General features: G+C 72.4%; 22 protein-coding genes and 1 pseudogene. 16 read left to right on the forward strand and 7 right to left on the reverse strand.

Translation table 11 applies throughout. From position 1 onward, the window contains the following. Positions 1 to 74: 74 nt before the first annotated feature. The 4 genes from ACIPJI_RS12805 (at position 75) to ACIPJI_RS12820 (ending at position 6,377) form a co-directional block, all read left to right on the forward strand. Positions 75 to 2,087: a fructose-specific PTS transporter subunit EIIC gene (locus tag ACIPJI_RS12805; RefSeq protein WP_402246094.1), complete on the forward strand. Its 2,013-nt coding sequence runs from the start codon at positions 75 to 77 to the stop codon at positions 2,085 to 2,087. Positions 2,088 to 2,337: 250 nt separating this feature from the next. After that, entirely contained in the window at positions 2,338 to 2,616 is a 279-nt protein-coding gene (locus tag ACIPJI_RS12810) for an HPr family phosphocarrier protein (RefSeq protein ID WP_189473000.1), read from the forward strand. Beyond that, positions 2,613 to 4,328, forward strand: coding sequence for a phosphoenolpyruvate--protein phosphotransferase (gene ptsP / locus ACIPJI_RS12815; protein ID WP_356621778.1), 1,716 nt, complete (start codon positions 2,613 to 2,615; stop codon positions 4,326 to 4,328). The genes ACIPJI_RS12810 and ptsP overlap by 4 nt, the downstream gene beginning before the upstream one ends. Before the next feature lie 225 nt (positions 4,329 to 4,553). Continuing rightward, on the forward strand, positions 4,554 to 6,377 hold the full coding sequence (locus ACIPJI_RS12820; protein ID WP_402246097.1) for a SpoIIE family protein phosphatase: 1,824 nt from the start codon (positions 4,554 to 4,556) through the stop codon (positions 6,375 to 6,377). Positions 6,378 to 6,434: 57 nt separating this feature from the next. Here ACIPJI_RS12820 and ACIPJI_RS12825 read toward each other — a convergent pair whose 3' ends face one another. Beyond that, positions 6,435 to 7,763, reverse strand: a complete 1,329-nt coding sequence (locus ACIPJI_RS12825) for a PP2C family protein-serine/threonine phosphatase (RefSeq protein ID WP_402246099.1) — start codon at positions 7,761 to 7,763, stop codon at positions 6,435 to 6,437. Between the two features lie 384 nt (positions 7,764 to 8,147). On the opposite strand from ACIPJI_RS12825, the gene ACIPJI_RS12830 reads away from it, so the two are divergent. Beyond that, complete coding sequence (locus tag ACIPJI_RS12830; protein WP_402246100.1) at positions 8,148 to 8,987, forward strand: HAD family hydrolase; 840 nt, start codon at positions 8,148 to 8,150, stop codon at positions 8,985 to 8,987. Positions 8,988 to 8,989: 2 nt separating this feature from the next. Then, positions 8,990 to 11,407, forward strand: coding sequence for a glycosyl hydrolase family 65 protein (locus ACIPJI_RS12835; RefSeq protein WP_356621774.1), 2,418 nt, complete (start codon positions 8,990 to 8,992; stop codon positions 11,405 to 11,407). 225 nt (positions 11,408 to 11,632) lie between these two features. On the opposite strand, the pseudogene ACIPJI_RS12840 reads toward ACIPJI_RS12835, so the two are convergent. After that, positions 11,633 to 12,049: pseudogene (locus ACIPJI_RS12840) on the reverse strand (ATP-binding protein); the annotation flags it as partial. Positions 12,050 to 12,199: 150 nt separating this feature from the next. On the opposite strand from ACIPJI_RS12840, the gene ACIPJI_RS12845 reads away from it, so the two are divergent. After that, positions 12,200 to 12,439, forward strand: a complete 240-nt coding sequence (locus ACIPJI_RS12845; protein WP_307704679.1) for a DUF397 domain-containing protein — start codon at positions 12,200 to 12,202, stop codon at positions 12,437 to 12,439. A gap of 90 nt (positions 12,440 to 12,529) precedes the next feature. Next, positions 12,530 to 13,432, forward strand: a complete 903-nt coding sequence (locus tag ACIPJI_RS12850) for a helix-turn-helix transcriptional regulator (RefSeq protein WP_307704678.1) — start codon at positions 12,530 to 12,532, stop codon at positions 13,430 to 13,432. Positions 13,433 to 13,581: 149 nt separating this feature from the next. Here the strand turns inward: ACIPJI_RS12850 and ACIPJI_RS12855 are convergent, their stop codons facing one another. Further along, entirely contained in the window at positions 13,582 to 14,391 is an 810-nt protein-coding gene (locus ACIPJI_RS12855) for an SAM-dependent methyltransferase (protein ID WP_402246596.1), read from the reverse strand. A 166-nt stretch (positions 14,392 to 14,557) separates the two neighbouring features. Further along, complete coding sequence (locus ACIPJI_RS12860; RefSeq protein ID WP_356621772.1) at positions 14,558 to 15,463, reverse strand: LysR family transcriptional regulator; 906 nt, start codon at positions 15,461 to 15,463, stop codon at positions 14,558 to 14,560. A gap of 119 nt (positions 15,464 to 15,582) precedes the next feature. Between ACIPJI_RS12860 and ACIPJI_RS12865 the strand changes: the two genes are divergently transcribed. From ACIPJI_RS12865 to ACIPJI_RS12875, 3 genes are all read left to right on the forward strand, one after another. Further along, entirely contained in the window at positions 15,583 to 16,287 is a 705-nt protein-coding gene (locus tag ACIPJI_RS12865; protein ID WP_402246104.1) for a type 1 glutamine amidotransferase domain-containing protein, read from the forward strand. A 334-nt stretch (positions 16,288 to 16,621) separates the two neighbouring features. Beyond that, entirely contained in the window at positions 16,622 to 17,443 is an 822-nt protein-coding gene (locus ACIPJI_RS12870; protein ID WP_307704675.1) for a VOC family protein, read from the forward strand. A 23-nt stretch (positions 17,444 to 17,466) separates the two neighbouring features. Then, on the forward strand, positions 17,467 to 18,147 hold the full coding sequence (locus ACIPJI_RS12875) for an HAD family hydrolase (RefSeq protein WP_402246106.1): 681 nt from the start codon (positions 17,467 to 17,469) through the stop codon (positions 18,145 to 18,147). Positions 18,148 to 18,264: 117 nt separating this feature from the next. On the opposite strand, the gene ACIPJI_RS12880 is transcribed toward ACIPJI_RS12875, so the two are convergent. Further along, positions 18,265 to 19,302 (reverse strand): NAD-dependent epimerase/dehydratase family protein, encoded by a 1,038-nt coding sequence (locus ACIPJI_RS12880; protein WP_356621769.1) that lies wholly within the window; start codon positions 19,300 to 19,302, stop codon positions 18,265 to 18,267. Positions 19,303 to 19,507: 205 nt separating this feature from the next. Between ACIPJI_RS12880 and ACIPJI_RS12885 the strand changes: the two genes are divergently transcribed. From ACIPJI_RS12885 to ACIPJI_RS12905, 5 genes are all read left to right on the forward strand, one after another. Further along, positions 19,508 to 20,191, forward strand: coding sequence for a HemK2/MTQ2 family protein methyltransferase (locus tag ACIPJI_RS12885; protein ID WP_402246108.1), 684 nt, complete (start codon positions 19,508 to 19,510; stop codon positions 20,189 to 20,191). Positions 20,192 to 20,243: 52 nt separating this feature from the next. Next, a complete protein-coding gene (locus ACIPJI_RS12890) occupies positions 20,244 to 20,390 on the forward strand; it encodes a CDGSH iron-sulfur domain-containing protein (protein WP_307710235.1) in 147 nt (48 codons plus the stop codon). Positions 20,391 to 20,392: 2 nt separating this feature from the next. Then, positions 20,393 to 21,406 carry an iron-containing redox enzyme family protein gene (locus tag ACIPJI_RS12895; protein WP_307704671.1) on the forward strand — a complete coding sequence of 338 codons (1,014 nt, stop codon included), beginning with the start codon at positions 20,393 to 20,395 and terminating at the stop codon, positions 21,404 to 21,406. 193 nt (positions 21,407 to 21,599) lie between these two features. Beyond that, positions 21,600 to 21,845 carry a DUF5133 domain-containing protein gene (locus ACIPJI_RS12900; protein WP_356621768.1) on the forward strand — a complete coding sequence of 82 codons (246 nt, stop codon included), beginning with the start codon at positions 21,600 to 21,602 and terminating at the stop codon, positions 21,843 to 21,845. Positions 21,846 to 21,945: 100 nt separating this feature from the next. Next, positions 21,946 to 23,148 carry an aromatic acid exporter family protein gene (locus ACIPJI_RS12905; RefSeq protein WP_356621819.1) on the forward strand — a complete coding sequence of 401 codons (1,203 nt, stop codon included), beginning with the start codon at positions 21,946 to 21,948 and terminating at the stop codon, positions 23,146 to 23,148. Positions 23,149 to 23,202: 54 nt separating this feature from the next. On the opposite strand, the gene ACIPJI_RS12910 is transcribed toward ACIPJI_RS12905, so the two are convergent. Both ACIPJI_RS12910 and ACIPJI_RS12915 read right to left on the reverse strand, forming a co-directional pair. After that, positions 23,203 to 24,453 carry a cytochrome P450 gene (locus ACIPJI_RS12910; protein WP_402246111.1) on the reverse strand — a complete coding sequence of 417 codons (1,251 nt, stop codon included), beginning with the start codon at positions 24,451 to 24,453 and terminating at the stop codon, positions 23,203 to 23,205. Between the two features lie 56 nt (positions 24,454 to 24,509). Continuing rightward, complete coding sequence (locus tag ACIPJI_RS12915; RefSeq protein ID WP_307704669.1) at positions 24,510 to 25,202, reverse strand: ANTAR domain-containing response regulator; 693 nt, start codon at positions 25,200 to 25,202, stop codon at positions 24,510 to 24,512. Positions 25,203 to 25,250: the final 48 nt, after the last annotated feature.

Raw genomic sequence — 25,250 nt, forward strand, 5'->3', positions numbered from 1 at the left:
CGTGTCGGCGCCGGGGTCCGCCCACCCACGTCCCACCACCGCCCTCGGGCGGTTCGCGAGCAAGGAGCCGCGTGATGAGTGAGTTGATCACCGCAGAACTGGTCGACGTCGACCTGGCCGCCGAGACCAAGCAGGCCGCCGCGCGGTCCCTCGCAGAGCGGATGGTCGCGGCCGGCCGCGTCACCGACCTCGACGGCTTCCTCGCCGACGTGGCGGCCCGCGAGGCGCAGATGCCGACCGGCCTCGACGGCGGCATCGGCATTCCGCACTGCCGCAGCGAGCATGTCACCGCCCCGACCCTCGCCTTCGGTCGCAGCGCCCGGGGAATCGACTTCGGCGCTCCGGACGGGCCCGCCGACCTGATCTTCCTGATAGCCGCGCCGGCGGGAGCCGACGACGACCATCTGACGATTCTGTCCGCCCTGGCCCGGCGGCTCATGGACGCCCGGTTCACCACCGCGCTGCGCGCCGAGCACGACCCGGCGGCGGTCGCGGCCCTGATCCGCGGCGAGGAGGCCCCGGCCCCCGAGGAAGCCCCTGCGGCCGGTGCGCAGAGCGCGGCCCCGGTGGAGGCCCACGCACCGTCGGCCCCGGCGTCCGCCGCCGCTCCCTTCCGGATCGTGGCCGTCACCTCCTGCCCCACGGGCATCGCCCACACCTACATGGCCGCCGAGGCGCTCCGCCAGGCGGGCGAGGCCGAAGGCGTCGAAGTCGTCGTCGAGACCCAGGGCTCGGCCGGCTTCACCCGCCTCGACCCGGCCGTGATCGCGGCGGCCGACGGCGTGATCCTCGCCCACGACGTGGAGGTCAGGGAGCGGGGCCGGTTCGCCGGCAAGCCCACCGTCGACGTCGGCGTGAAGGCGGCCGTCAACCGGCCCTCCGAACTCGTCGCGGAGGTGCGGGCGAAGGCCGAGCGGGGCGAGACCACCGCTTTGGCCACCACCACCGCGCCCATGGACTCCGGTGCGCCGGGCGACCACTTCGGCATCCGCCTGCGCACTTGGCTGATGACCGGCGTCAGTTACATGGTGCCGTTCGTCGCCGCGGGCGGTCTCCTCATCGCCCTGGCCTTCGCCATCGGCGGGTACGAGATCAACAGCGCCCCCTCGGTCGCCGAGCACTTCGTGTGGACGGAGGCCGCCAGCTGGGCCGCCCTGCTCTTCCAGGTCGGCGGCGCCGCGTTCGGCTTCCTGGTTCCCGTCCTCGCCGGATACATCGCGTACGGCATGGTCGACCGGCCCGGACTCGTACCCGGCATCGTGGGCGGCGCCATCGCCGTCACCGTCAACGCGGGCTTCCTCGGCGGACTCGCCGCCGGTCTCATCGCGGGCGCGGTGGTGATGGCGATCCAGCGGGTCCACGTGCCGACCGTGCTGCGCGGTGTGATGCCGGTGGTCGTGATCCCGCCGGTCTCCGCCGCCGTCGTCGGATTCCTGATGTTCATCGTCGTCGGCAAGCCGATCGCCTCGCTCCAGAAGGCCATGACCGACTGGCTGAGCGGCCTGTCCGGCGGAAACGCCGTGCTGCTCGGCGTCCTGCTCGGCCTGATGATGTGCTTCGACCTCGGCGGCCCGGTCAACAAGGTGGCCTACGCCTTCGCGGTGGGCGGCCTCGCGACCCCCACCGACGGCAGCCTCAAGGTCATGGCCGCCGTGATGGCCGCCGGAATGGTCCCGCCGCTCGGCATGGCCCTCGCGACGACCGTGCGCGCGAAGCTGTTCACCAAGGCGGAGCAGGACAACGGCAAGGCGGCCTGGGTCCTCGGCGCCTCGTTCATCAGCGAGGGTGCGATCCCGTTCGCCGCGGCCGACCCGCTGCGGGTCATTCCGTCCGCGATGGCCGGCGGCGCGGTCACCGGCGCACTGTCGATGGCGTTCGACGCCACGCTGCGGGCCCCGCACGGCGGCATCTTCGTCGTACCGCTGATCGGCCGGCCGCTGCTGTACCTGCTGGCCATCGCCGCCGGCACCGTGGTCACCGCCGCCCTGGTGGTCCTCCTCAAGAGCCGCCGCAAGCCGGCCGGCCCGGCGGCCACGCCCCCGGCCGTCACCGAGGCCGCGGACCCCAAGGTCCCGGCCGCCGCCTGAAACCCCTGGCCCGGTCCGTCCCGGGCCTGCCGGAACGGTTCCCAGCAGGCCCGGACGGCGGGACCGGACCGCCCCCTCAGGACCGGCCCATCCGGACCGGTCCGGGGACAGGTCCCGGCCAGATCCGCACGGACACCCGGACCCGTCCCGGCCCAGGAACCGCCCACCGGCCCAGCGTTGTGCCTTTCCACGGCGGACACACACCCCCACCGGCAGCCCTCGTACCCCATCCCGTAGGAGTGTCATCCCCATGCCCCAGCGCACTGTCGTCATCGGCTCCCGCTCCGGACTCCACGCCCGGCCCGCCTCGGTCTTCGTCCAGGCCGCCGCCCGCCAGCCCGTCAGGGTGACCGTGGCCCGCGACGGAGGCGCACCGGTCGACGCCCGCAGCCTGCTGTCGGTGCTCGCACTCGGCGCCAAGCACGGTGAACCCCTGGTGCTGTCCGCCGAAGGCGACGGCGCCGAGGCCGCCATCGAGGAACTGGCCACGCTCGTCGCCGCCGACCTCGACGCCCAGGAGCAGCGGTGACGACCGGCACGACGACCTCCGCCGCACCCGCGACCGCGGTCACCGGGGTGCTGGACGGCATCGGCGTCGGTGGCGGCAGCGCCGCCGGGCCCGTCGCCCGGATGGCCCAGCCGTCGGTACTGCCGCCGCCGCGCACCGTGGATCCGGCCGACGTACCGGCCGAGGCGGCAGCGGCCCGGGCCGCGCTGGCACGCGTCGCCGCGGACCTGGAGGAGCGGGCGGCCGCCGTCGGCGGCGACGCGGCGCAGGTACTCTCCGCCCAGGCGCTGATGGCCGCCGACCCGACGCTCGCCGACCAGGTCGGCGAACTCGTGGCCGGCGGGGCCGACGCGGCCCACGCGCTCGACAAGGCGTTCCGCGCCTTCCGCACGTCGCTCGAGGCGGCCGGCGGTTACTTCGCCGAACGCGTCGCCGATCTCGACGATCTCCGCAACCGGTCGGTCGCGGCGGTACAGGGCCTCGCGACGCCCGGCCTGCCGGACCCCGGCCACCCGTACATCCTCGTCGCGGACGATCTCGCGCCCGCCGACACCGCCCTCCTCGACCCGGCCGAGGTCCTCGCCCTGGTCACCGAACGCGGCGGCCCCACCAGCCACACCGCCATCCTCGCGAAGATCCTCGGCCTGCCGGCCGTCGTCGGCTGCGCCGCCGCCGCGGAGCTGACCGACGGCACGCCCGTGCTCGTCGACGGCGCGGCCGGCACGGTCGTGACCGACCCTGACCCGGACACCGTCGCCGAGGCCGCCGCGCGCGACGAACGACGTCGACAGGCCGCGGCCCGGGTCAGCGGCCCCGGCCGGACGGCCGACGGGCACGCGGTCAAACTGCTGGTCAACCTGGGCGCCTTGCAAGAACTGAACGTGGCCGCGGCGTCCGACAGCGAGGGCGTGGGGCTGTTCCGTACCGAGTTCCTCTACCTCGACCGCGAGCAGGCCCCCACCGCGGAGGAGCAGACCGACGCCTACCGGGTGGTCTTCGACGCCTTCGCCGGGCGCCGGGTCGTCGTACGGACCCTGGACGCGGGGGCCGACAAGCCGCTTCCGTTCGTCACCGCGGCCGACGAGCAGAACCCCGCCCTCGGTGTGCGCGGCCTGCGGACCTCGCGCCGTGACCCGGAGCTGCTCGAGACGCAGCTGGCCGCGATCGCCGCGGCGGCGCAGGACACGGAGGCCGACGTATGGGTGATGGCGCCCATGGTCTCCGTGCCCGGTGAGGCGGCGGCCTTCACGGCACGGGTGCGGGCCCACGGACTGCGGACCGCGGGTGCCATGGTCGAGGTCCCGGCCGCGGCCCTGCGGGCGACAGACCTTGCCCGGCAGTGCGACTTCCTCAGCATCGGCACGAACGACCTGGCCCAGTACGCGTTCGCAGCCGACCGCACCCTGGGCACGCTGGCCGAATTCCTGGACCCCTGGCAGCCGGCCCTGCTCGAACTGGTGCGGACGGCCGCCGGGGCGGGAGCGGCCTGCGACCGCCCGGTGGGGGTCTGCGGCGAAGCCGCGGCCGACCCGCTGCTCGCCCTGGTCCTCGTCGGTCTGGGCGTGAGCAGCCTTTCGGTCGCGCCGAGCTGCCTGGGCGACGTCCGCGCCACTCTGGCGGCGCACACCCTGGACGACTGCCGGCGGCTCGCCGGACTGGCACTGGCGGCCACGGACGCGACGGCGGCACGCACGGCCGTGCGGGAGGGCGCGGTGCGAGAGGCCCTCACGTAGCCCTGCCCGTGTCCGGCGGGCAGGGCGGCCTGTCCGCCGGACACGGGCAGCCCCGGTGCGTCCCGGTCCCGGCCCGGCGGGAACGGTCCCCGCGGCCTCCCCGCCCGGCCCGGGCGGTGGAGCAGCGCACTGCCGCCACGGATGCGAGCATGACGAGAGGGCCGTCGAGGACGCGCCCGCGCCGGTGCGGCGCAGGAGGAACGGGCGACCCGGGGATGGTGGGGCGTGAACGGCGCTGACCGGCCGCTGGAGCTCGGCTTCCTGCGTGCCGTGTTCGAGAGCGTGGGTGCCGGGCTGTTCATCACCGACACCTCGGGGCGGCTCACTGCCTCGAACCCGTGGGCCGACCGACTCCTCGACCGCGACACCGCGCAGATGCTCGGTGAGGACCTCCACGACCTGCTGCACCGGCAGGCCGACGGCAGGACGCTCTCCCGGGACGAGTGCCGTGTCCTTTCCGTACTGAAGACCGGCAGCCCCGCAGAGGGGAGCGACGAGTTCTACCTGCGGGCCGACGGCACGACCGTCCCGATCATCTGGGCCGCCACGCCCCTGGTACGGCAGGGGAAGGTGGAGGGCGCGGTGATCGTCTTCCACGACTTCAGCCTGCACCGGCGTGCCGCCGACCAGCAGGCGACGCACCTCATGGCACTGGAGGAGCTCACCGAGCGGCTGACGATCGTCGCGGAGATCTCCGCGGTGCTCAGCTCCACCCTGGACGTCCCGAAAATGCTGCACCGGCTGGTGCGTCTGCTGGTGCCGGAGCTGGGCGACTGGGCGGCGGTCGATCTTCGTACGCACCCTCAGGCCGACGATCTGCGCCGGATCGTCGTGCGGAGCGGGGACCAGGGAGGGGAGGACGACGGCGGGGAGGACACGCTGCTGGGGCCGTTGCCGCCGTTGACCGAAACACCCTCCGCGTCGGCCCTCGCCCGTGTGATGCGGGGCGGCCGGCCCCTGCGGCTGGAAGCCGAGGACCTCACCCCGCAGGCGCCGCTCGCGCGGGCGCACCGGGACCTGTTCGACCGGCTCGGCGGGCACTCGGCGGTGGTGGTGCCGCTGAGCACCACGCGCCAGGTGTTCGGGGCGCTCACCGTGGCGCGCAGCGGTGAACGCCGGCCCTGCACGGAGGCCGACCTGCTGGTGCTGGCCGACATCGGCCGCCGGGCCGGCCTGGTGCTGGACAATGCCCAGCTGTTCGACCAGCAACGGCAGCTGGCGGAGACCATGCAGCGTCAGCTCCTCACGCCGCTGCCCCAGGTCGACCACCTTCAGATGGCCGCCCGCTACCAGCCCGCGGAGAGCGCCGCCGAAATCGGGGGCGACTGGTACGACGCCTTCCTCCTCGCCGACGGCGTCACGACGATGGTCATCGGCGACGTCGTGGGCCACGACCTCAAGGCCGCTGCCCACATGGCCGAGGTACGCAACATGCTCCGTGCCCTGGCCTGGGACCGGCAGGAGCCGCCCAGCCTCATCATGCGACGCCTCGACGAGGCGATGACGAACACAAGCGATGCCCCGATGGCGACCGCCGTCTTCGCCCGGATCGAGGGCCAGGAGGGAGGGCCGTGGCAGCTGCACTGGGTCAACGCCGGCCATCCGCCGCCGCTCCTGGTGACCTACGACGGACACGCCCGTTACCTCGAAGCGGGCCACGGACCCCTCCTCGGCATGGACTCCGCGCTGCATCTGGGCCTGGGGTGGCCCGACGCCCGCGAGAAGCTCCCAGCGCGCTCCACCCTGCTGCTCTACACCGACGGCCTGGTCGAGAGCCGGACCCGTTCCATCGACGGAGGACTCGCCCAGCTCCGCCGTCACGCCGCCGAACTCGCCCACCGGGACGTCGAGGACTTCTGCGACGAACTCCTCGCCCGCATGGCGCCCAGCGGCGACGACGTCGCCCTCCTCGCCCTGCGCATCCCGGAGTGGGGAGAGGGCCGGGACGGCGAGCCGCCGCCGCGACAGCACTCGCACAGCCCGGCCGCGCCCAACCGCGCCGCACCCGGGTCCCAGGTGGAGGACACCGAGGTACGGGACACGTCCTGACCCATGGCGCCGCCGGGATCACCGGGCGGTCCGCGTCCGAGGCGGAGCGGGCCCGCGTCAGGAGGCCAGGCGCGCCGCGAGGAGGGCGACATCGTCGTGGAACGCGTCGTGGCCGTGGGCGAGGAGCGCGTCGCACAGCTCGGACAGCGGAGCGGAGGCGCGCACCGCGGCGATGCCGGTGGCGTCGTCCATCCCCTCGTCGATGGACCGGCGGGGGTGCTCGACCAGCCCGTCCGTGTGCAGCAGCAGTGTGCTGCCGGGCGGAAGTATCTCCGCCTGGTCCTCGCGGTCCATCGCCGGATCGACGCCCAGCGGCAGGCCGGTGTCCGTCTCCAGGTAGCGGGCCCGGTGGTCCGGTGTGACCAGCAGCGGCGGCAGGTGGCCCGCACTGGACCAGCACAGCCGCTTGCCGTGGGCGCTGGGCTCGAGCCTTGCGATGATGACAGTGGCCATCGGGCCGCCGTGCAGTTCGTGCAGGACCTCGTCGAGCCGGCGCAGGATGCGGCTCGGCGGCTCCTCCTCCTCGAACGCGATCACCCGCAACATGTTGCTGATCTGGCTCATCACCGTGGCCGCTTCGAGGCCGTGGCCCATCACGTCCCCGACCATCAGGCACGGCACGCGGCCCGGCAGCCGGACCAGGTCGTACCAGTCGCCGCCGATCCGCGGCGCTTCGGTGGAGGGCTGGTACCTGGCCTCGAGCTCGAGGTCCCCACGACGGGGCATCCGGGGCAGCAGCCTGCGCTGGAAGTCCTCCGTGGCGTGCCTCAACCGGTCGTACAGGCGGGCGTTCTCGATGGCCACACCGGCGGCCCCGGCCAGCGCCACAACGATGTTCTCGTCGTCGTCCGTGAACGGCTCGCCGCTGCTCCGGTCGGCCAGGTAGAGCGTGCCGTAGAGCTTGTCGCGCACGCGGATCGGCACCCCCAGCAGGCTGGTCATCGCCGGGTGGCCCTGCGGGAAGCCGATCGCGTGCGGATGTTCCGCCACACGATCGACGCGCAGCGGGTGCGGATCGCGCACCAGTTCGCCGAGCAGGCCGGTTGCGTGCGGCAACCGGTCGCCGAGGGCGGCGAACTGGTCGCGGCCGAAACCGGAGGTGATCAGCTCGGTGAACTCACCGGCGTCGTCCAGCACACCGAGCGCGGCGTAGCGGGCATGCGCCAGCTGCCGGGCGGTCTCGTTGATGGTGCGCAGCACGGAGTCGAGCTCCAGTTCCTTGCTGATCGCGAGCACCGCGCCCAGCAGTTCCCGCACGCGTCCGTGCGCGTGCGCGACCTGCTGGAGGCCGTCCTGGATCTGGTCCAGGTAGTCGCCCTGCGGGGACGGGAGGGCGGGAGCAGGGGAGTGCGGGTCCTCCGGACCGTCCGGAACTCGTTGTGCCATCGAAAAGCCCTTCGCCCGGGTTTCGTGGCGGGCCGCTCTTCCTGCGGCGGGTACCCATCCGCCCGGGGGCGACTCATGGCGGCGGGGGAGACACGGACCTTCCCGGCGCCCACGGCGGGGTCGGCCGCCCATGGGCGCCCCGGAACAGGGCTGCGGCGGCCGCCCGTCGTCACGGCGCGTCCGGAACCGTCCCGCGAGCACATGCACGCCACAGGCTTCAGCGCGCAGAGCACGGGGTACGCGGCCATCCTGAATCGCATGGCTCCCTTCACCGGGCAGCGAGTGCGGCCCGCGCCCACGGGGCCACTGAGCAGGGAGGACAGACATGGACGTACACGTGGGCCCCGCACCGTCCGCCCGGGCCGGCGACCCGGACCCGCGGCCGTGACCGGCCCCCGCTGGCGCGGTGTCGACGCCGTCGTCCTCGACACGGACGGCGTCATCACCGACTCCGCCCGGATCCACGCCGCAGCCTGGAAGACGGCCTTCGACGCCTGCCTGCGGGCCCACCCGCCGGACGACCCGGCGGCCCGCCGGCCCTTCGACGTCCGGGACGACTATCTGCGCCACGTCGACGGCCGCTCACGCCAGGACGGGGCCGCGGCGTTCCTGGCCTCGCGCGGGCTGCGGCTGCCCACGGGGAGCCCTGACGACGCGCCGGGCACGGACACGGTGGGCGCCGTCGCCGCGTACAAGGAGCGGCTCTTCACCCAGCGGCTGCGCGAGCAGGGCATCGACGCCTACCCGGGCACCGCACGACTGCTGCGGATGCTGCGCGACCGTGCCGTTCCCCTGGCGGCGGTGTCGGCGTCCCGCCACGCTCGGGAACTGATCACCCGGGCCGGGGTCCTGCCCTGTTTCGATGTCCTGATCGACGGCGCGGAGGCGGCCCGCCTGCGGCTGCCGGGCAAGCCGGAGCCCGCGTTGTTCCTCGAAGCGGCCCGGCGGCTCGGCGTCCCCCCGGGGCGGGCGGCCGTCGTGGAGGACGCCCTGGCCGGCGTCGAGGCGGGCAGACGCGGCGGCTTCGCCCTCGTGATCGGCGTGGACCGTACGGGGGGCCCGGGGACGGGCGACGCCCTGCTCGAGCACGGCGCGGACCTCGTCGTACGGGACCTCGCCGAACTGCTCCCCGCCGGCCCGGACCGGTCCGGCGGACCGGACGTCCCCGCAAAACCTCACACAGCCCCGGCCGCCCCCGAGCCCCCAGTGCCCCCGGAGGACTGACCATGCACGAGTGGATCTGGACGTACGAGGGATACAACCCCGCGCGCGAGCGCCTGCGCGAGGCGCTGTGCACACTCGGCAACGGCTACTTCGCCACACGGGGAGCCGCCCCCGAGTGCACCGCCGACGAGATTCACTACCCGGGCACGTACGCGGCGGGCTGCTACAACCGTCTCACCTCGACCGTCGCCGGCCGTCAGGTCGAGAACGAGGACATGGTCAACCTGCCCAACTGGCTGCCCCTGCGCTTCCGTCTGTACCGCGTCGCCGGCGACGCGGCCTGGTTCACCCCGGACAGCACGGCGCTGGCCGAACACCGCCAGAGCCTCGATCTGCGGGCCGGCACCCTCGAGCGCACCATGCGCTACGTGGCAGAGGACGGCCGTTCCCTCACCGTGCGTCAGCTGCGGCTGGTCCACATGGCCGATCCCCACCTCGCCGTGCTGCGCACCCAGTTCACCGCAGAAGGCTGGTCCGGCGACATCGAGGTCGAGGCCGCGCTCGACGGGGCGGTGACCAACAGCGGCGTGGCACGCTACCGGGAGCTCAACGGCAGTCATCTCGTCCACGTCAACGCCGGTGACGGCGAGCCCGACACGATGTGGCTGCGCTGCCGCACCACCACCTCCGACATCCGGATCGGTATGGCGGCCCGCACGGTCGCCGACGAGCCCACCGACGAGGAACGGGCCCGAACCGCCCATGAACCGCTGCGGGCCGTGCAGTTGCTGAGGCTGACGCTCCCGGGAGGTGTCACCCGTACGGTCGACAAGACCGTCGCGCTGCACACCTCGAGGGACGCCGCGATCAGCGACCCGCTGCACGCGGCCCTCGGCCGGGTCGGCCGGGCGCCGGGCTTCGAGGCGCTGCTGGAGTCGCACCGGACGGCGTGGCGGCAGCTGTGGCGCAGGGGTGAGCTGGACGTGCCGGGGGAGGCGGGCAGCATTCTGCGGTTGCACCTCTTCCATGTGCTGCAGACGCTGTCGCCGCACACGGCCGACCTCGACGTCGGTGTGCCGGCCCGCGGTCTGCACGGCGAGGCGTACCGCGGCCACATCTTCTGGGACGAGCTGTTCGTCCTGCCGTATCTGAACCTGCACTTCCCCGAGGTCTCCCGGGCTCTGCTCATGTACCGGTACCGCAGGCTGGAACAGGCCCGCGTGCTGGCCCGCGGCGCCGGCCACACCGGCGCCATGTACCCGTGGCAGAGCGGCAGCGACGGCCGCGAGGAGACGCAGGAGCTGCACCTCAATCCCCGGTCCGGCCGCTGGCTGCCGGACCACTCCCGCCTCCAGCACCATGTCGGGTCCGCCATCGCGTACAACGTGTGGCAGTACTGCGAGGCGAGCGGCGACGCGGAGTTCCTGCACACCAAGGGCGCGGAGATGCTCACCCAGATCGCGCGGTTCTGGGCCGGATCCGCGCAGTACGACGAGCAGTTGGAGCGCTACCGCATCCGTGGCGTGGTCGGTCCTGACGAGTACCACGAGGCGTACCCGGGCTCCTGCCTGCCGGGGCTCGACGACAACGCGTACACGAATGTCACCGCCGTGTGGGTGCTGGCCCGCGCCCTCGAGGTGGTGCGCGAACTGCCGGAGCCGCGCCGCCGTGAGCTGTACGAGCGCATCGGTCTCGACCGCGGGGAGCTCGCCCGCTGGGAGGAGGTGTCGCGCCGGATGTACGTGCCGTTCCATGACGGTGTCATCAGCCAGTTCCACGGCTACGGCGACCTGGAGGAGCTCGACTGGGACGGCCTGCGCGCCCGGCACGGGGACATCCGCCGCCTCGACCGGGTGCTGGAGGCCGAGAACGACACCGTCAACCGCTACCAGGCATCCAAGCAGGCCGACGTCCTGATGCTCGGCTACCTCTTTTCACCGGCCGAACTGAGCGGCCTCTTCCGGAGGTTGGGCTACGAACTCGACGACGAGACCTGGCACCGGACCGTCGACTACTACCTGAAGCGCACCAGTCACGGCTCCACCCTCAGTGGCCTGGTCCACGGCTGGCTGCTGGCGCGCCAACGGCGCGAGGACGCGTGGACCTACGTCAAGGAGGCACTGGAGGGCGACATCGCCGATCTTCAGGGCGGCACCACGGAGGAAGGCATCCACCTCGGGGCGATGGCGGGCACGCTCGACCTGGTGCAGCGTGGTCTGACCGGGATGGAGACCCGTGGCGGGGCGCTGTGGTTCGACCCCGTGCATTCGCCGCAGCTCGCCGAGTACGGCTTCTCCGTCCGCTACCACGGCCACTGGGGGGTGCGGGTGCGGATGCGGCCGGGAGAACTGCACATCGGCGTGCCGGCCTCGGACGGGGGACCGATCGAGGTGCGGCTCCCGGACCGGGCGGTGTCGGTCGAGCCGGGCGGCTCCCGGCTGCTGATGCTGCCCGACGACGGGTACCGGCCCTCGCCCTGATCGCCCCGACCGGCCCTCGCCCGAACGGGACGCACGGGGCTCTCGCCCTTGCGGACCTCTGCGCCGACCGGCGGGGGCCGTCGGCGGTCGCGACTCAGGTGGGGTCCTGCTGTCCCGGCAGGGGCAGGCACGCCCAGACTGTCTTGCCCGCGGGAGTGTCAGCCGCCAGGACCAGCTGTCACTCAGCGAGTTGACCAGGAACAGGCCGCGGCCACCCGAGGCGTCCGGGCCGGGATCACCCAGGCGCGGCGGCGCCGGACTGGGGTCGGTCACCGCGCAGACGAGGTGGCTGCTGTAGCGGAAGAGACCGAGCCAGACCGGGTACTCGTCGGTGCGCGGCGCGGCGGGCGGAAGGGCGTGCCGCACGGCGTTGCCGACGAGCTCGCTGACGATCAGCTCGACGTCCGCCACCAGGGGCCGCAGGGCCCAGTTGTGGAGGGTACTCGCGGCGAACTTCCTCGCCTGCCCCGCGTTCCTCGGGCGGCCGTCCAGCCCGCATGCGGAGAAGCCGCCGGGAACGACAGCTTCCTCCGGAGCGCACTCCGGCGCGTCGGAGAGCATGCCGGGCGGGCGTTTCACGCCAGATTGCGTCAGACCACTCCCGAACCCGTGCCGTACATCGGTTCCCGGGAGCGCCGGCATGTGAGTCGTCACTGGTCATGTCTCCCTGCGGGCTTTGCCGTTCGACAGCGGACGCAGGGCGAGTATTGTCGAGCCGACCGGCGGATGCAATTGCAGATGGGATTGCATCGGTGGGATCCGGGCCAAACGTGTGCGAGCAGTGAGGAGTTGATGGGCGTGGAGTTCGTCAACGGAATGCAGGCCAGTGCGCTGGAGTCGGTGACGTGGATCAAGAGCAGTCACAGCAACGCCACGGGGAACTGCGTGGAGATGGCGGCGCTGCCGGGAGGCCGGATCGCGATCCGGAACTCACGTGACCCGCACGGGCCGGCGCTCGTCTGCACACGCGACGAGTTCGCGGGGTTCGTGGCGGGAGCCCGTGAGGGTGGTTTCGACGCGGTAATCGGCTGAAAACAGTCGGTGAGTGGGCGACTTCCCCATGGCCTCGCCGCGCGAGTGCTGGATACTGTCGTCGTCCCTATTTCTCCGCAGGAGCGCCTGATGGCTGCAGTCGAACCGAGTCCGTCGTTGTTCGTCCGGCCGCTGGGAGCGGTCGAGAACAACCCGACCGCCCTCAGGCTGATCCTGGGTGGCAAATTGCGCCAACTGCGGGTGAACGCCGGACTGGACCCTGCGGACGTCGACGCCCGGCTGGGTTTCTCGCGTTCCAAGACCAGCCGGATCGAACTGGGCCGCCACGGCTGCAAGCCGGCCGACGCGATGGCGCTGCTGAATCTGTACGGCGTGGGGGCGCAGGAGCAGGTCGACGAGTTCATGCGGCTGGTGACGCAGTCCCGCCAGAGCGACTGGTGGCGCTCGTTCAGCGACGTGCTCTCGGACTTCTTCGAGCCACTGGTCGCCCTGGAGGGCGCCGCGGCGACGATCCGTACGTACGAGCCGTTCTACGTGCCCGGTCTGCTCCAGACCGCCGCGTACGCCGAGGCCGTCGTCCGGTCAGGGCCGGGGCACCTCCTGACCCACGATGTGCGGCGCCGGGTCGAGCTGCGTAAGGAACGCCAGCGACAGCTCGACACACCGGAGGCACCGCGCCTGTGGGCCGTGATCGACGAGTCCGTGCTGATGCGTACGGTGGGCGGGACGCATGTGATGCGCGAGCAACTGCTGCACCTCGTCGGGATGATGGAGCGGCCACGGGTGACCCTGCAGGTCGCGCCGCTGGAGGTGACGGCCTCCGTCGGCGTCGGTACGGGCGTGACCTATCTGCGTTTCGCGCTGAGCGACCTGAAGGACGCGGTCTACATCGAGCACCTGACCGACAGCACCTTCTCCCAGAAGCCGCAGGCCGTCGAGCAGTACCGCGACATGCTCGACCGGCTCGGCGCGTGCGCCCTCACTCCCAAGCAGTCACTGGAACTGCTCCAGGAGCGCATCAAGAGTCTTTGAGCGCCGGGGCGTCGGGCCCCGAGTCCGTGATCTGCCCTGCGGTGTGCGCGCCTTCGAAGCCCGCGCCGCCACGACGACAGCGGCCGGCCCGGCGAGCCGCTCCCTCGAGCCGGCTCGCCGGGCAGCCGCTCGCGCGTACTGCCGTGGCGCTACGGGATGCGCGCGACCCCGCCCCACTCGATCCACTCGTCGGTCTGCTGCACCGGCGCCAGATCGTTGTCAGGACGCCAGGTGGAGACCTCCACCAGCCCGGGCTCCAGGATCTCCATGCCGTCGAGGTAGGCGGCGACCTCGTGCTCCTCGCGGACCCTGCCCCAGTGGTTGTCGGTGGCCTGCGCCATGAATTCGGTGACGAACTTGCGGATCTCCGGCCGGTCGCTCACCAGTTGGCAGACGACCAGGAAACTGCCCGGCGCCAGTCGCTCCGCGACCCGCCGCACCAGACCGGCCGGATCGTCCTCGTCCGGGATGCAGTGCATCACCGACACGAAGAGAGCCGCGACAGGCTGGCTGAAATCGATCAGCCGCCGGGTCTCCTCGTGGCCGAAAATGCTGTCGGTGTCGCGCATGTCGGCCTGGATGACCGTGGTGCGGTCGTTCTCGTCGAGCAGGGCCCGGCCGTGCGCGAGCACGATGGGGTCGTTGTCGACGTAGACGACCCTGGACGCGGGATCGACCGACTGCGCGACCTGGTGGACGTTGTCCTGGGTCGGCAGACCGGATCCGTGGTCGATGAACTGGCGGATGCCGTAATCGGCCGCCAGCATCCGCACGACACGCCGCAGGAAGCGGCGGTTGTTGACGGCGAGTGTCTTCGTGCTGGGGACCTGCTTCAGAAGTTCTTCGCAAGCGTCGCGGTCCGACTGGTAGTTGTCGTCGCCCCCCAGGAAGTAGTCGTACATACGTGCCACGCTGGGCACTTTGGTGTCGATGGCGTCGGGGCGCCACGAACTCTGCATCCAGTCCTCACCCGCGTTGATGGAGATCCGGTTCTGTGGGATCCACATGCTAGGGAGACGCCGCACGGCGGTACAGGTGGATGGCAGGGCAGCGGCTCCGGTGCGTCGGCTTTCGGCCATGGCACTCCGTCCCAACTGCCCCACTCTCACCAGGCGTTGCGGCAGGTCAGAGCGCGCCCCACGAGTGGGCGCGGGTGCGAAGGTGGTCGTGGACGAGCGCCAGGGGCGGATGGACGAGGGCCCCGGCCCTGGTCGCCAGGTAGAGCGTGTTGAGCGGCGGGGCGGCGGGCTCGTGGAGCAGTTCGACGGAGCCCGCCGAGAGGGCCGGCTCGGCGAGATAGCGGGGGAGGGCGCTCACTCCCGCGCCCGCGATCACCGCGGCCAGAACGGCGCGAAGGTCCGGGACGATCACGGAGATGTGGTTCGGCGGCCGGCGGTCGAACTCGCTCAGCCAGTAGCGGCGGACGATGGGCAGGTCGTCCGCGTAACCGACCAGCGGGAGGTGGGCGAGGGCGTCCACCGGATCACCGGCCAGTCGCGCGCTGTCGACACTGCGGGCCAGGGAGGGCGCGCCGACGAGGACGAACTCCTCGTCGATGAGCGGCGTGGCCACGATGTCCTGCTGTGTCGGCCTTATGGCGGACACCACCAGCTCCACGTGTCCCTCCGCGAGGGCGGCCAGCAGGTCCCTGGCGAGACCCAGCGTCACATGGATCCGCAGCCCCCGGGTCGTCAGCGGCGCGAGCGTGGGCAGGACACGCATGGCCATCAGCTCGCCCGGCCCGGCGATGCGCACGGTCCCGACATGCGCCGCCCCGGCGCTCGACGGTTCCAGCGCCGCCCGCAGCTCGTCGAGGTGCGTGCCGACGCGGGCGGCGAGATCGGCCGCGTGTGCGGTGGGGGTGACGCCCTTGCGGGAGCGGACGAACAACTGCTCACCCAGTTGGTCCTCCAGCCTGGCCAGCTGCCCGCTCACGGCCGGCTGGGTGAGTCCGAGACGCTCGGCCGCGGCGGAGATCGACCCGCAGCGGTAGATCTCCACGAAGGTCGACAGCAGATCGAGTCCGGGCACGCAACCCTCGTTCCATAAGAGAAGTTATGACGCTCATGATGCCCGCGGATGATCCGGGGTCAAAGCTGGGGTTGTCCCGATCGAACCGCAACACACTCGAGCCACGTAAGGACTGCTCCATGTCGAAGATCCTCATGGTCGTTTCCGGCGCCGACAACCTCAAGCTGTCCGACGGCACCAGCCACCCCACCGGCTACTGGGCCGAGGAAGTGGCCGCCTCTCACGAGGTGCTCCGGAAGGCGGGCCACGACGTGGTCATCGCGACGCCGGGCGGCGTCCGGCCGACCGTGGACCCCATCAGCCTCGATGAGCGCGGCGGCGTGGAGGAGGCGGACGCCAAGAGGTTCCGCGCCTACCTGGACGCCATCGACGCCGAACTGGCCCGGCCCACCGATCTCTCCACGGTGTCGGCCGGCGACTACGACGCGGTGTACATCCCGGGCGGTCACGGTCCGATGGCCGACCTCGCAGTCAGCGCCGACCTCGGCCGGCTGCTGACCGACGCCGATGCCCAGGGCAAGATCGTCGCGGCGCTCTGCCACGGACCGGCGGCGCTGCTGAGCGCCGTCGGCGAGGACGGCTCCTTCGTCTTCTCCGGGCGTGAGCTGACGACGTTCAGCGACGAGGAGGAGCAGCAGGGCGGCCTCGGCGACAAGTCGCCGTACCTGGTCGAGTCGCGCCTGCGTGAGCTCGGCGCCGTGGTCCGGCCGGGCGAGGCGTGGGCGAGCCGGGTCGTCGTCGACGGCAACCTCGTCACCGGCCAGAACCCGCAGTCGAGCGTCGACACGGCGCGGCAGGTGGTCGACGTGCTGGCGCGCCGCTGACCTGCTCCCCGTACCTGCGACAGGGCCCGGCCGGGTTTCCCCGGCCAGGCCCTGCCGTGTTTTTGCGGCGAGGGACGCCGGTCCCGGCGGACGTGAAGGCGCACGCGCCACGCCCGGGCAGAGCAGCGCTCCCGACGGCTTCGAACACGGCCGCCGCTCCGGCGTTAGGGATGGCCGTCACCAGGGCACTCGAGTCTCGGAAGCACAGCCGGACCGGGTGACTGAGGGCGCCTCTTCGCGCACGGAGGGTGACGACCGCGTTCGCCGGTCGACGCCCGGGGGAGCACCATGGAACCGGCCCGCGTGAACCGTCCCCGACCGCCCGGACATGGTGATGAACGAGAACTCGACCCCGACCGTGACCGCCGCCGCTGCCGCGTCCGCCGCGGTGTTCGGCGCGCCCTGCTGGGTCAGCCTCATGGCCCGCGACCTGCAGGCAGCCCAGGACTTCTACGGGGCCGTGCTCGGCTGGAAGTTCCGCAAGGGAAGACTGGGCGACCAGTTCAGAGTCGCGGTGGTCGACGGTTCGCCGGTCGCCGGGATCGGCGCGCTGGCCCCCGCCCTGACCGTCGCCGTCGCCTGGACCCCGTACTTCGCCGTGGAGGACGCCGACCGGACCGCGAGTCGCATCCGGGAACGCAGCGGCACCGTGGCGGTGGGGCCGCTGGCCCTGTCCATGGGGCGCGGCGTGCTCGCGGCGGACCGCGACGGCGCCGTCTTCGGCCTCTGGGAGGGCGAACTCATGCGGGACTGGCCCGCCTGGCGTGACAAGGCGCCCGCGTGGATCCGGCTGCTGGCCAAGGACGCCTTCGAGTCGGCGATCTTCTACGGCGAGGTGTTCGACTGGGCGTCCGACCGGGCCGGCTGCTGCGAGGTCAGCTACCTGGAAGGGGCGGTCGTGCTGCACCGCGAGGGACGGGTGCTCGCCAGACTCACCTCCGGAGCGGACGGCACCGCGAGCAACCCCCTGCTGCACCCCCGCTGGCATGTGCACTTCGCGGTGAAGAACCTCGACGAGACGGTGCGTACGGCCGACCGGCACGGCGGCACCGTCCTCGCCGAGCGCACCACCCCGCACGGCGCCGAGGTCACCCTGCGAGACCCCGACGGCGCCATCTTCAACGTGACCGCCACGGACAACGCCGTACCGCAGTAGCACCTGGGGAAGGACCTGCAGACATGGACCGCGCCGCTGTGTTCGACGTCGACGGGACGCTGGCCGACACCAACCATCTCCATGTCGTCTGCTGGTGGGAGGCCTTCCGGCAGGCAGGGCACCACGTGACCATGGACCACATCCACCGCTCCGTCGGGCTGCCCGGCCAGGACCTGGTGGAGCATGTGCTCGGCGACGACCGCGACACCGCGCAGGACGAGGCGATCAAGGCTGCCCACAAGGCCCTCTACGGGACGTACTCCGACCGGCTCCCGGCCTTCGACCAGGCGGGAGATCTGCTGCGTGCCCTGGCGGGCGACGGCTGGACCGTGGTGCTCGCGAGCTCGGCCGGCGGGTCGGAGCTCGCCGCGCTCCGGCGGGCCGTCGACGCGGACGACGCCATCTCCGCGATCGCGGGCGCCGACGACGTGGCGGAGGGCAAGCCCGCTCCCGACCCGGTCGAACACGCGCTGGACCTGGCCGGGGTGCCTGCCGACCGTGCCGTGTTCGTCGGCGACACGGTGTGGGACATGCAGGCCGCGTCCCGCGCGGGGGTGCGGTGCGTGGCGCTGCTGTGCGGCGGGATCCCGCGTACCGCCCTGGAGGCCGCCGGGGCGGCGGCGGTCTTCGACGATCCGGCGGATCTGCTGGCCCGGATCGGCACCGGCCCGTTCGCCGACCTGCTGGTGCCGTCCGGCCGTTAGACGGGGCCGCTTCCTCGCGGGTCGCTTCGTGGCGCGGCCTCCGGGCGGGCCGCCTCGTGCGCGGGCCGCGCGAGCTTCGGTGGCCGGGTCGGGACGGCGAACGGGCGCCGCGCGCGCTCAGTGCGCCCGATGGCCCACCAACGGCGCCGTCCGCTCGCCGGAGCCCTTGCGGACGCCGCGCAGGAATTCCTCCAGCGCTGCCGTGGCCGTGTGCCGCGGCTGCCAGTCCAGCTCTTCCCTGGCCCGGGCCGTGCTCATCACCGGCATCCGCAGCAGCGCGTCGAACAGCTGCGGCGACGCCGGAACGGCGCGCAGTCCCCATGCGGCCGACACCACGGCGTGTGCCGCCTGCCGCGGGACCCGCACCACCCGGGCCTTCAGCAGCTCACCGAGGGTCTGCGCGTCGACGACCGGCTCGGCGGCGAGGTTGAACGCCCCGCGCGCGTCGAGGAGGACCGCCAGGAGAAAGGCATGCGCGGCGTCGTCGGTGTGCAGCACCTGGAAGCGCAGTCCCTCGATGTCCGGCACGAAGGGAAGCAGCCCCGGCCTGATCAGCGGTCCCGGCAGGAACTTGCCGGCGAAGATCCGGCGCTGTTCGCTGGCGGAGGTCTCCTTGAACATGAACGCGGGCCGTATGCGCGCCACGCGGATCCCGGTGTGCCGTAGTTCGAAGGCGTCGAGCGCCCGCTCCAGATAGGACTTCTCGCGACAGTAGGCCGCCTCCGGCCAGCCGTGCGTGGGCCACGATTCCCCGACGCCGGGACCGGTCTTCGGCCCCGGCGCGTAGGCGCCGACCGACGAGGCGTGGACGAGCGCCGGTACCTGCGCCGCGGCGACCGCGTCGAAGAGTCGCAGCGACCCGAGGACGTTGGTGTGCCAGGTCGTGGCGGGGGAGTGCGTCGGCTGGAAGCGCCACGCCAGATGGATCACGGCGTCGGCGTCCTCCAGATGACGCACGAGCAGGTCGCCGCAGTCCTCCCGGGCCAGGTCGACGGCAGCCCAGGACGTCCGCGAGATGTCCAGATCGGGGACGCGCCGGGCGAGCCCGAGGACCGACGCGATCCGTGAGTCCTCCGCAAGCGCCCGCACCACGCTCGTGCCCACGTTTCCGGTGGCCCCGGTGACCACCACCCGCAGTCCTGTCTTCACGCTCATCAGCCACTCCGTGGGGTTCCCGGAACACCGGCCGGCTGCTGCCCGGGTCCCCGGCGGGCGCGGACCGAAACGGATGAAACGCGCGGTGCTGGGCACACGGGATCAAGAAGCAACGGGATCAAGAAGCAACGGATCAAGAAGCAACGGATCAAGAAACCGCCGGGCCGGCACCGGACGCCGGCACAGTCTGCCGAGGGAGTCAGGAATGACCAGTCTGCCGGGAGTGGACCGGGGTGGGTCCGCGCTGGTGCTCGCCCCGGGTGTGTACGCCCCGCAGAGCGACACGTTTCTGCTCGCGGACGCGCTCGAGCGTGAACCGCTGAGGCCGGGTGCCGAGGTACTCGACGTGGGCACCGGCACCGGAGCGCTGGCCCTCAAGGCCGCACGGCGGGGCGCCCGTGTGACGGCTGTCGACAGCTCATGGCGTGCCGTCGCCGCCACCCGCCTCAACGCCGTGCTCGCCCGCCGTCGGGTGCGCGTCCTGCACGGTGACCTGCTGGACCCGGCCATGGGCCGGCGCTTCGACCTGATCGTGTGCAACCCGCCGTACGTGCCCGCGCCGCACGCACGCCCGCCGCGGCGCGGCGCGGCCGTCGCCTGGGACGCGGGCCACGACGGCAGGGCCGTCCTGGACCGGATCTGCGACGGTGCCGCGGAGCTGCTGAAACCGTCGGGTGTCCTGCTGCTGGTGCACTCGGCGCTCAGCGGGGTCGGGGCGACTCTCGAGCGGTTGCAGGGCGCCGGCCTGGACGCCGCCGTCGTGGAGCGTCGTCTCGTTCCCTTCGGGCCCGTCCTGCGTTCGCGCAGGAAGTGGCTCGAGCGGCGGGGGCTGATCGCTCCCGGCGAGGACAAGGAAGAGCTGGTGATCATCCGTGCCGAGCGAGCATGAGGACCGAACGGTCCCGGAGCCCTGCCGTGTGACGGTGACCCGGGAGGGCCCGATGCTGGTGGCGGGTCCCGTCGAGGTCGTCCTCGACGACGGGACCACGGTGCGGTCCGACCGGTTCACCGTCGCGCTGTGCACCTGTCGGCGCAGCCGGACGTACCCGTGGTGCGACACCAGTCACCGCCGACGGGCCAGGAGGTGAAGATGACGAATCTCGTCACGGCCACGGAAGCGGCCCTGGAGGGCGAACTGCCGGACGCACGGGGCGAACTGTCGCACGGCGTGCTCGACGCCCTGCGCCACCCGGCAGGCGCACCACTGCCGGACCCGGGCTCCGCGCAGAGCGCCGACCCCTTCGGTGACGACCTGCAACTCGCCCTGTACGTCAGCTATGAGCTGCACTACCGGGGCTTCGCGGGTGTCGACCCGGCCTGGGAGTGGGACCCGGGGCTGCTCGCCCTGCGCGCGGCGATGGAGCGGCGCTTCCTTCACGAGCTCCGCGACCGGACCGCAGGCCACCCGGACGTGTACGACGCGCTGGAGGAACTGCTCGTCGAACCGGTGGACGGCACGGGGGTGTCGTACTTCCTCAAGGACGAGGGACAGCTCTGGCACCTGCGCGAGTACGCCGCCATGCGCTCCCTGTACCACCTCAAGGAGGCCGACCCCCACGCCTGGGTGATCCCACGGCTGCACGGCAGGGCCAAAGCCGCCTTCGTGGCGGTCGAGTTCGACGAGTTCGGCGGCGGACGCGCCGAGCGGGTGCATGCCCGGCTCTTCGCCGACCTGATGGCCGACCTCGGCCTCGACCCCGCCTACGGCCGGTACCTCGACGCCGCCCCCGCGGAGATGCTGGCGAACGTCAACCTGATGTCGTTCTTCGGCCTGCATCGCGCCCACCGGGGCGCACTGGTGGGGCACTTCGCCACCGTCGAGGTGACGTCCTCACCCGGTTCGCGCCGGCTCGCCGAGGCGATGCGCCGTACCGGTGCGGGGCCCGCTGCCGAGCACTTCTACGCGGAGCACGTCACCGCCGACGCCGTGCACGAACAGATCGTGCGCCGCGACGTCATCGGTGGACTCCTCGCCGACGAACCCGCTCTCGCGTCCGACGTGGCCTTCGGGATAGCGGCCACGACCTGCCTGGAGGACCGCCTCGGCGACCGGCTCATGGCCGCCTGGCGCGACGGCTCCACGAGCCTGCGCGCACCCCTGTGAAGTCAGGAAACCGTGAAAACGGCGCGGCGGCTGTGACGGTCGATTCCGGCGTGCCGTGGCCTGTCCATACCAGCCACTACCTACAGTAGCCAGCTGTGTGGCGGACGGAACCGCTCCGGTTCACAATGAGGCACCGGACGGACCTCGCTCCGCCGTGTCAGGGGGCTTCATAAACCGGGAGACCATGATGCTGATGCCCGACACGAGTGTGATCACCAGGCTGATTGCCCGCTACCGGGCGCAGGAACATTACGTCCTCGCCGCCCCCCACGACGACTCCGCGCGGAGACGGTTCGAGGACACCGCCTACACACTGTGTGTGCTCATGTGCGAGCGCACGGCCCGCGACGCGCTGCTGGCGGCCGAGACCTACGTGGGCCGCCGGATCCGTTCGGCCGCACCGGTCGTCGGCGAAGGCGTGGCATCCGGCGGGCGCTGAGGGGGATCCCGGACGTACCGGCACGCACGGGTCCGGGCGAGAGGGAGCGGGGAAGGACGAAGTGTCTGAGGTTGAGGCCCGCACGAGGCTGCGAGCACCGGTGGCCGGCATCGTCAGCCGGAGCAAGGAACCGGCCGTCGTACAGACGGTGCGATCGACCGCGGCGGCGACCATCTCGTACGTCGTCGCCCTGCATGTGCTCGACAGCCCTGTCGCCCCGCTCACCGCGCCCCTGACCGCGCTGCTCGTCGTCCAGGTCACCCTCTACTCGACACTCACCACGGGCGTGCGCCGGGTGAACTCCGTCGTCGTCGGCGTCCTCATCGCCATCGGGTTCAGCGCGCTCGTCGGTCTGACCTGGTGGAGCCTCGGGCTGATCATCCTGGCCTCGCTCGTCGTCGGCAGATTCGTGCGGGTCGACGAGTTCGTCCCCGAGGTCGCGATCAGCGCCATGCTCGTGCTCGGCGTGACCCAGGTGACCGACACCGCATGGGACCGGGTGCTCGAGACGCTCATCGGCGCCGTGGTGGGGCTCCTCTTCAACATGCTTTTCGTGCCACCGGTCTGGGTGGAGGCCGCCGGGGAGTCGATCGAGGACCTCGGGCGACGCATGCGACGGCTGCTCCTGCGGATCGGCGAGGAGCTGACGAGCCCCACCCCGGTCGAGCGGGCGGCGGCCCGGCTCCACGAGGCCCGCAGGCTCGACAACGACATCGCCGACGTGGACGCGGCGCTGCGCCAGGCCGAGGACAGCCTCCGCTTCAATCCCCGGGTCAAGGAAGGCCTGTTGCACCGCATCGTGCTCCGCACCGGCCTCGACACCCTGGAGATCTGCGCCGTCGTGCTGCGGGTGCTGGCCCGCACCATCACCGACCTCGCCAAGGAACGAAGGGAGGAGGAACTGTTCTCCCACGAGGTCGGTGTCGCACTCGAGGAACTCCTCGCGCACGTCGCCGACACGCTGGTGAGCTTCGCCGTCCTCGTCACCACCCAGACCAGCGAGAGCGCCGACGCCGCGGAGGAGCGGCTCACCGGGGAGCTCGCCGCCGCCCGCGCCAGCCGCGACAACGCCGCCGATCTGCTGCTCAAGGGCGTCCAGCGACAGCCACGCCACTGGCAGCTGCACGGCGCGCTGCTCACCGAGATCGACCGCATCCTCGACGAGCTGGACATGGACCACCGCTCGCGGCGTCTCATGGAGGAGCTCGACCGTCACACCCGGGAACGGCGGGAGAAGCGCCCGCGGTTGTCGGCCCTCCGCGACTGGCTCTGGGGCAGAACGCCGCGCCGCCGGGTCCCTTGACCCCTCGCGGCGCGCGGCGGTCCCGGGCCGGGACCGCCGCCGCGCGGCGGTGCGTCAGCCGGCGACCGGAGGCCGGGGCGCCAGCAGAAAGCCGTCGACCGGTCGGGTGGGGATCCGGCGCAGCGGGATCGACAGGTCCTGCGGCGGAACCCCGTGCTCCAGCCGCGCCAGCTGTGGCACCAGGGCCTTCAGCAGCGCCACGGTGATGTCCTCGCCGGGGCACCGGTGGCCCGTCTCGGTGTCGCCGCCGCCCTGCGGGACGAGCAGATCCGCACCGACCGGCCCGCCGTCGGCGAACCGCGCCGGCTCGAAGACGTACGGGTCGGGCCAGAGCGCCGGATCGTGATGGTGGCCGTAGACGTCGAGCAGCACGAGCGTGCCCTCGGCGATCGGCTCGCCCCGCCACTCGAGATCCCGCACCGCGACACCGCCCAGGAACGGCGCGAACGGGTAGAAGCGGCGCACCTCGTGGGCGAAGGCTTCCGCGTACTCAGGACCGCCCTCCCGCAGCAGCTCCCGCTGCCGCGGCCACCGGTGCATGGCATGCGCGGCGAACGCCATGAACCAGGCCACCGCCGCTGTCGGCCGGATGATGTTGAGCACCTCGACCGCGGCGGTGTGCGGGTCCAGCAACTCGTCGTCGTCGTCGCGGTGCAGTGCCACGGCGTGCAGCGCTGAGCCGGAGTCCTCCGTCCCGCTCCGGCGGATCTCCTCGATCAGGGCGCTCAGCCGTTCCTCCTGGCGGGTACGGGCTTTCCGTGCGCGCCAGTGCCGTGGACCCGCGGTGGCGAAGCCGTCGACCATCGCCACCAGGTCGCGTGCCGTGGCCCGGCCGTCGTCCTCCCCACGGGGCACCCCCGCCCAGTCGCACACGGAGCGGGTGATCAGCACGCTCGCCTCCGTGAACAGTTCGATCCTCGGCCGGTGTGCCCACTCCGCGGCGGCGGCGTCCCACTCCTTCACGGCCTGTCCGGCCAGGGCGTCCACCCCCGTCGCGTCCTTGAGAAGGGAGACGAACAGCGCCTTGCGGGCCCGGTGCGCAGGGCCGTCGAGCGTGTGCACCGCTCCCCGGCCGAACAGCGTGTCCAGGACGGGACCCGGCAGCGCGGAACGGCGTGCGATGTGCTGCTCGTCGTAGAAGAAGGGCACCGCGTCGAGGCCGTGCAGGGCGATCGCCGGGCGGCCCATGAGCCGGGTCCGCACGGGGGCGCCCCCACTGCGCCGCAGCAGGTCGGGCAGCCAGGCGTACCCCTCGAGGAGCGCGGGCAGGGTGGCGTCGGGGCGAAGGATCTCGCGTAGTTCCATGCGGGGGAGGGTTCCCCCGTCGGCTCAGTGAAATGCCCTGATTCGCCCTGATGTGGTCACTGGAGGTGCTGCTGCGCCCGCAGACTGCGGCCCCTGCTGCGCACGATCTCCTCCGCCACCGCGCTCAGCTTGCGGTTGGTCCGCTGCGAGAACCGCCGCAGGACGTCGAATGCCTCCGCCGGGCCACAGCCCAAGGCATGCATCAGGATGCCGCTGGCCTGGTCGATGACGGCACGTGAGTCCAGCGCCGTCTCGAGCTGGCTCACCTGGGCGAGAGCCGCCCGGTAGAAGTGGTCGCGCACCAGTCCCTGGGCGAACTGCTCGCCCAGCACGACCACCGGATGGTGCGCCAGATGGGCGAACGCCCCGGGGCGGAAGCTGTAGAGACTCAGGGTCACCTCCACCTCGCTGCGCCGGAACGGCATCGTGACGCTGGAGCGGATACCCGACTCCAGGGCCGCGGCGCGGTAGTCGGGCCAGCGCTCCTCGTCCAGCAGGTCGACGGCCGAGACGGGCTCGCCCGTGTCCAGGGCGCTCGAGGTGGGGCCCTCGCCCGAATCGAGCTCGACGGAGATCAGGGTCGTCAGATCGGGGTGGGTGGCGGCGGCACGGCGCTCGGCCGAGCCGTCGGTGACCGTTGTCGCGGCGCCGCAGCAGGGCTCCACGCAGCGCATCGCCGCTTCCGTGAAGGCCGAAAGGTCGCGGGCGCCGGCGGCGGGTCCCACGGTCAGGTCCGTCGGGGGCAGCATCGGGTGTCCTCCTTCCGCGGGTGCGGCTGCCCGTCCCCTCGCACCACA

It is taken from the genome of Streptomyces sp. NPDC086835 (assembly GCF_044745705.1).
Taxonomy (GTDB): Bacteria; Actinomycetota; Actinomycetes; order Streptomycetales; family Streptomycetaceae; genus Streptomyces.

What these genes read in the sequence shown, in the direction of transcription:
- ACIPJI_RS12805 (WP_402246094.1), top strand. Translation starts at nt 75, where the DNA reads ATGAGTGAGTTGATCACCGCAGAACTGGTCGACGTCGACCTGGCCGCC.
- ACIPJI_RS12810 (WP_189473000.1), top strand. Translation starts at nt 2,338, where the DNA reads ATGCCCCAGCGCACTGTCGTCATCGGCTCCCGCTCCGGACTCCACGCC.
- ACIPJI_RS12825 (WP_402246099.1), bottom strand. Translation starts at nt 7,763, where the DNA reads ATGGCACAACGAGTTCCGGACGGTCCGGAGGACCCGCACTCCCCTGCT.
- ACIPJI_RS12835 (WP_356621774.1), top strand. Translation starts at nt 8,990, where the DNA reads ATGCACGAGTGGATCTGGACGTACGAGGGATACAACCCCGCGCGCGAG.
- ACIPJI_RS12845 (WP_307704679.1), top strand. Translation starts at nt 12,200, where the DNA reads ATGGGCGTGGAGTTCGTCAACGGAATGCAGGCCAGTGCGCTGGAGTCG.
- ACIPJI_RS12850 (WP_307704678.1), top strand. Translation starts at nt 12,530, where the DNA reads ATGGCTGCAGTCGAACCGAGTCCGTCGTTGTTCGTCCGGCCGCTGGGA.
- ACIPJI_RS12855 (WP_402246596.1), bottom strand. Translation starts at nt 14,391, where the DNA reads ATGCAGAGTTCGTGGCGCCCCGACGCCATCGACACCAAAGTGCCCAGC.
- ACIPJI_RS12865 (WP_402246104.1), top strand. Translation starts at nt 15,583, where the DNA reads ATGTCGAAGATCCTCATGGTCGTTTCCGGCGCCGACAACCTCAAGCTG.
- ACIPJI_RS12870 (WP_307704675.1), top strand. Translation starts at nt 16,622, where the DNA reads ATGAACGAGAACTCGACCCCGACCGTGACCGCCGCCGCTGCCGCGTCC.
- ACIPJI_RS12875 (WP_402246106.1), top strand. Translation starts at nt 17,467, where the DNA reads ATGGACCGCGCCGCTGTGTTCGACGTCGACGGGACGCTGGCCGACACC.
- ACIPJI_RS12880 (WP_356621769.1), bottom strand. Translation starts at nt 19,302, where the DNA reads ATGAGCGTGAAGACAGGACTGCGGGTGGTGGTCACCGGGGCCACCGGA.
- ACIPJI_RS12885 (WP_402246108.1), top strand. Translation starts at nt 19,508, where the DNA reads ATGACCAGTCTGCCGGGAGTGGACCGGGGTGGGTCCGCGCTGGTGCTC.
- ACIPJI_RS12890 (WP_307710235.1), top strand. Translation starts at nt 20,244, where the DNA reads ATGCTGGTGGCGGGTCCCGTCGAGGTCGTCCTCGACGACGGGACCACG.
- ACIPJI_RS12895 (WP_307704671.1), top strand. Translation starts at nt 20,393, where the DNA reads ATGACGAATCTCGTCACGGCCACGGAAGCGGCCCTGGAGGGCGAACTG.
- ACIPJI_RS12900 (WP_356621768.1), top strand. Translation starts at nt 21,600, where the DNA reads ATGCCCGACACGAGTGTGATCACCAGGCTGATTGCCCGCTACCGGGCG.
- ACIPJI_RS12910 (WP_402246111.1), bottom strand. Translation starts at nt 24,453, where the DNA reads ATGGAACTACGCGAGATCCTTCGCCCCGACGCCACCCTGCCCGCGCTC.
- ACIPJI_RS12915 (WP_307704669.1), bottom strand. Translation starts at nt 25,202, where the DNA reads ATGCTGCCCCCGACGGACCTGACCGTGGGACCCGCCGCCGGCGCCCGC.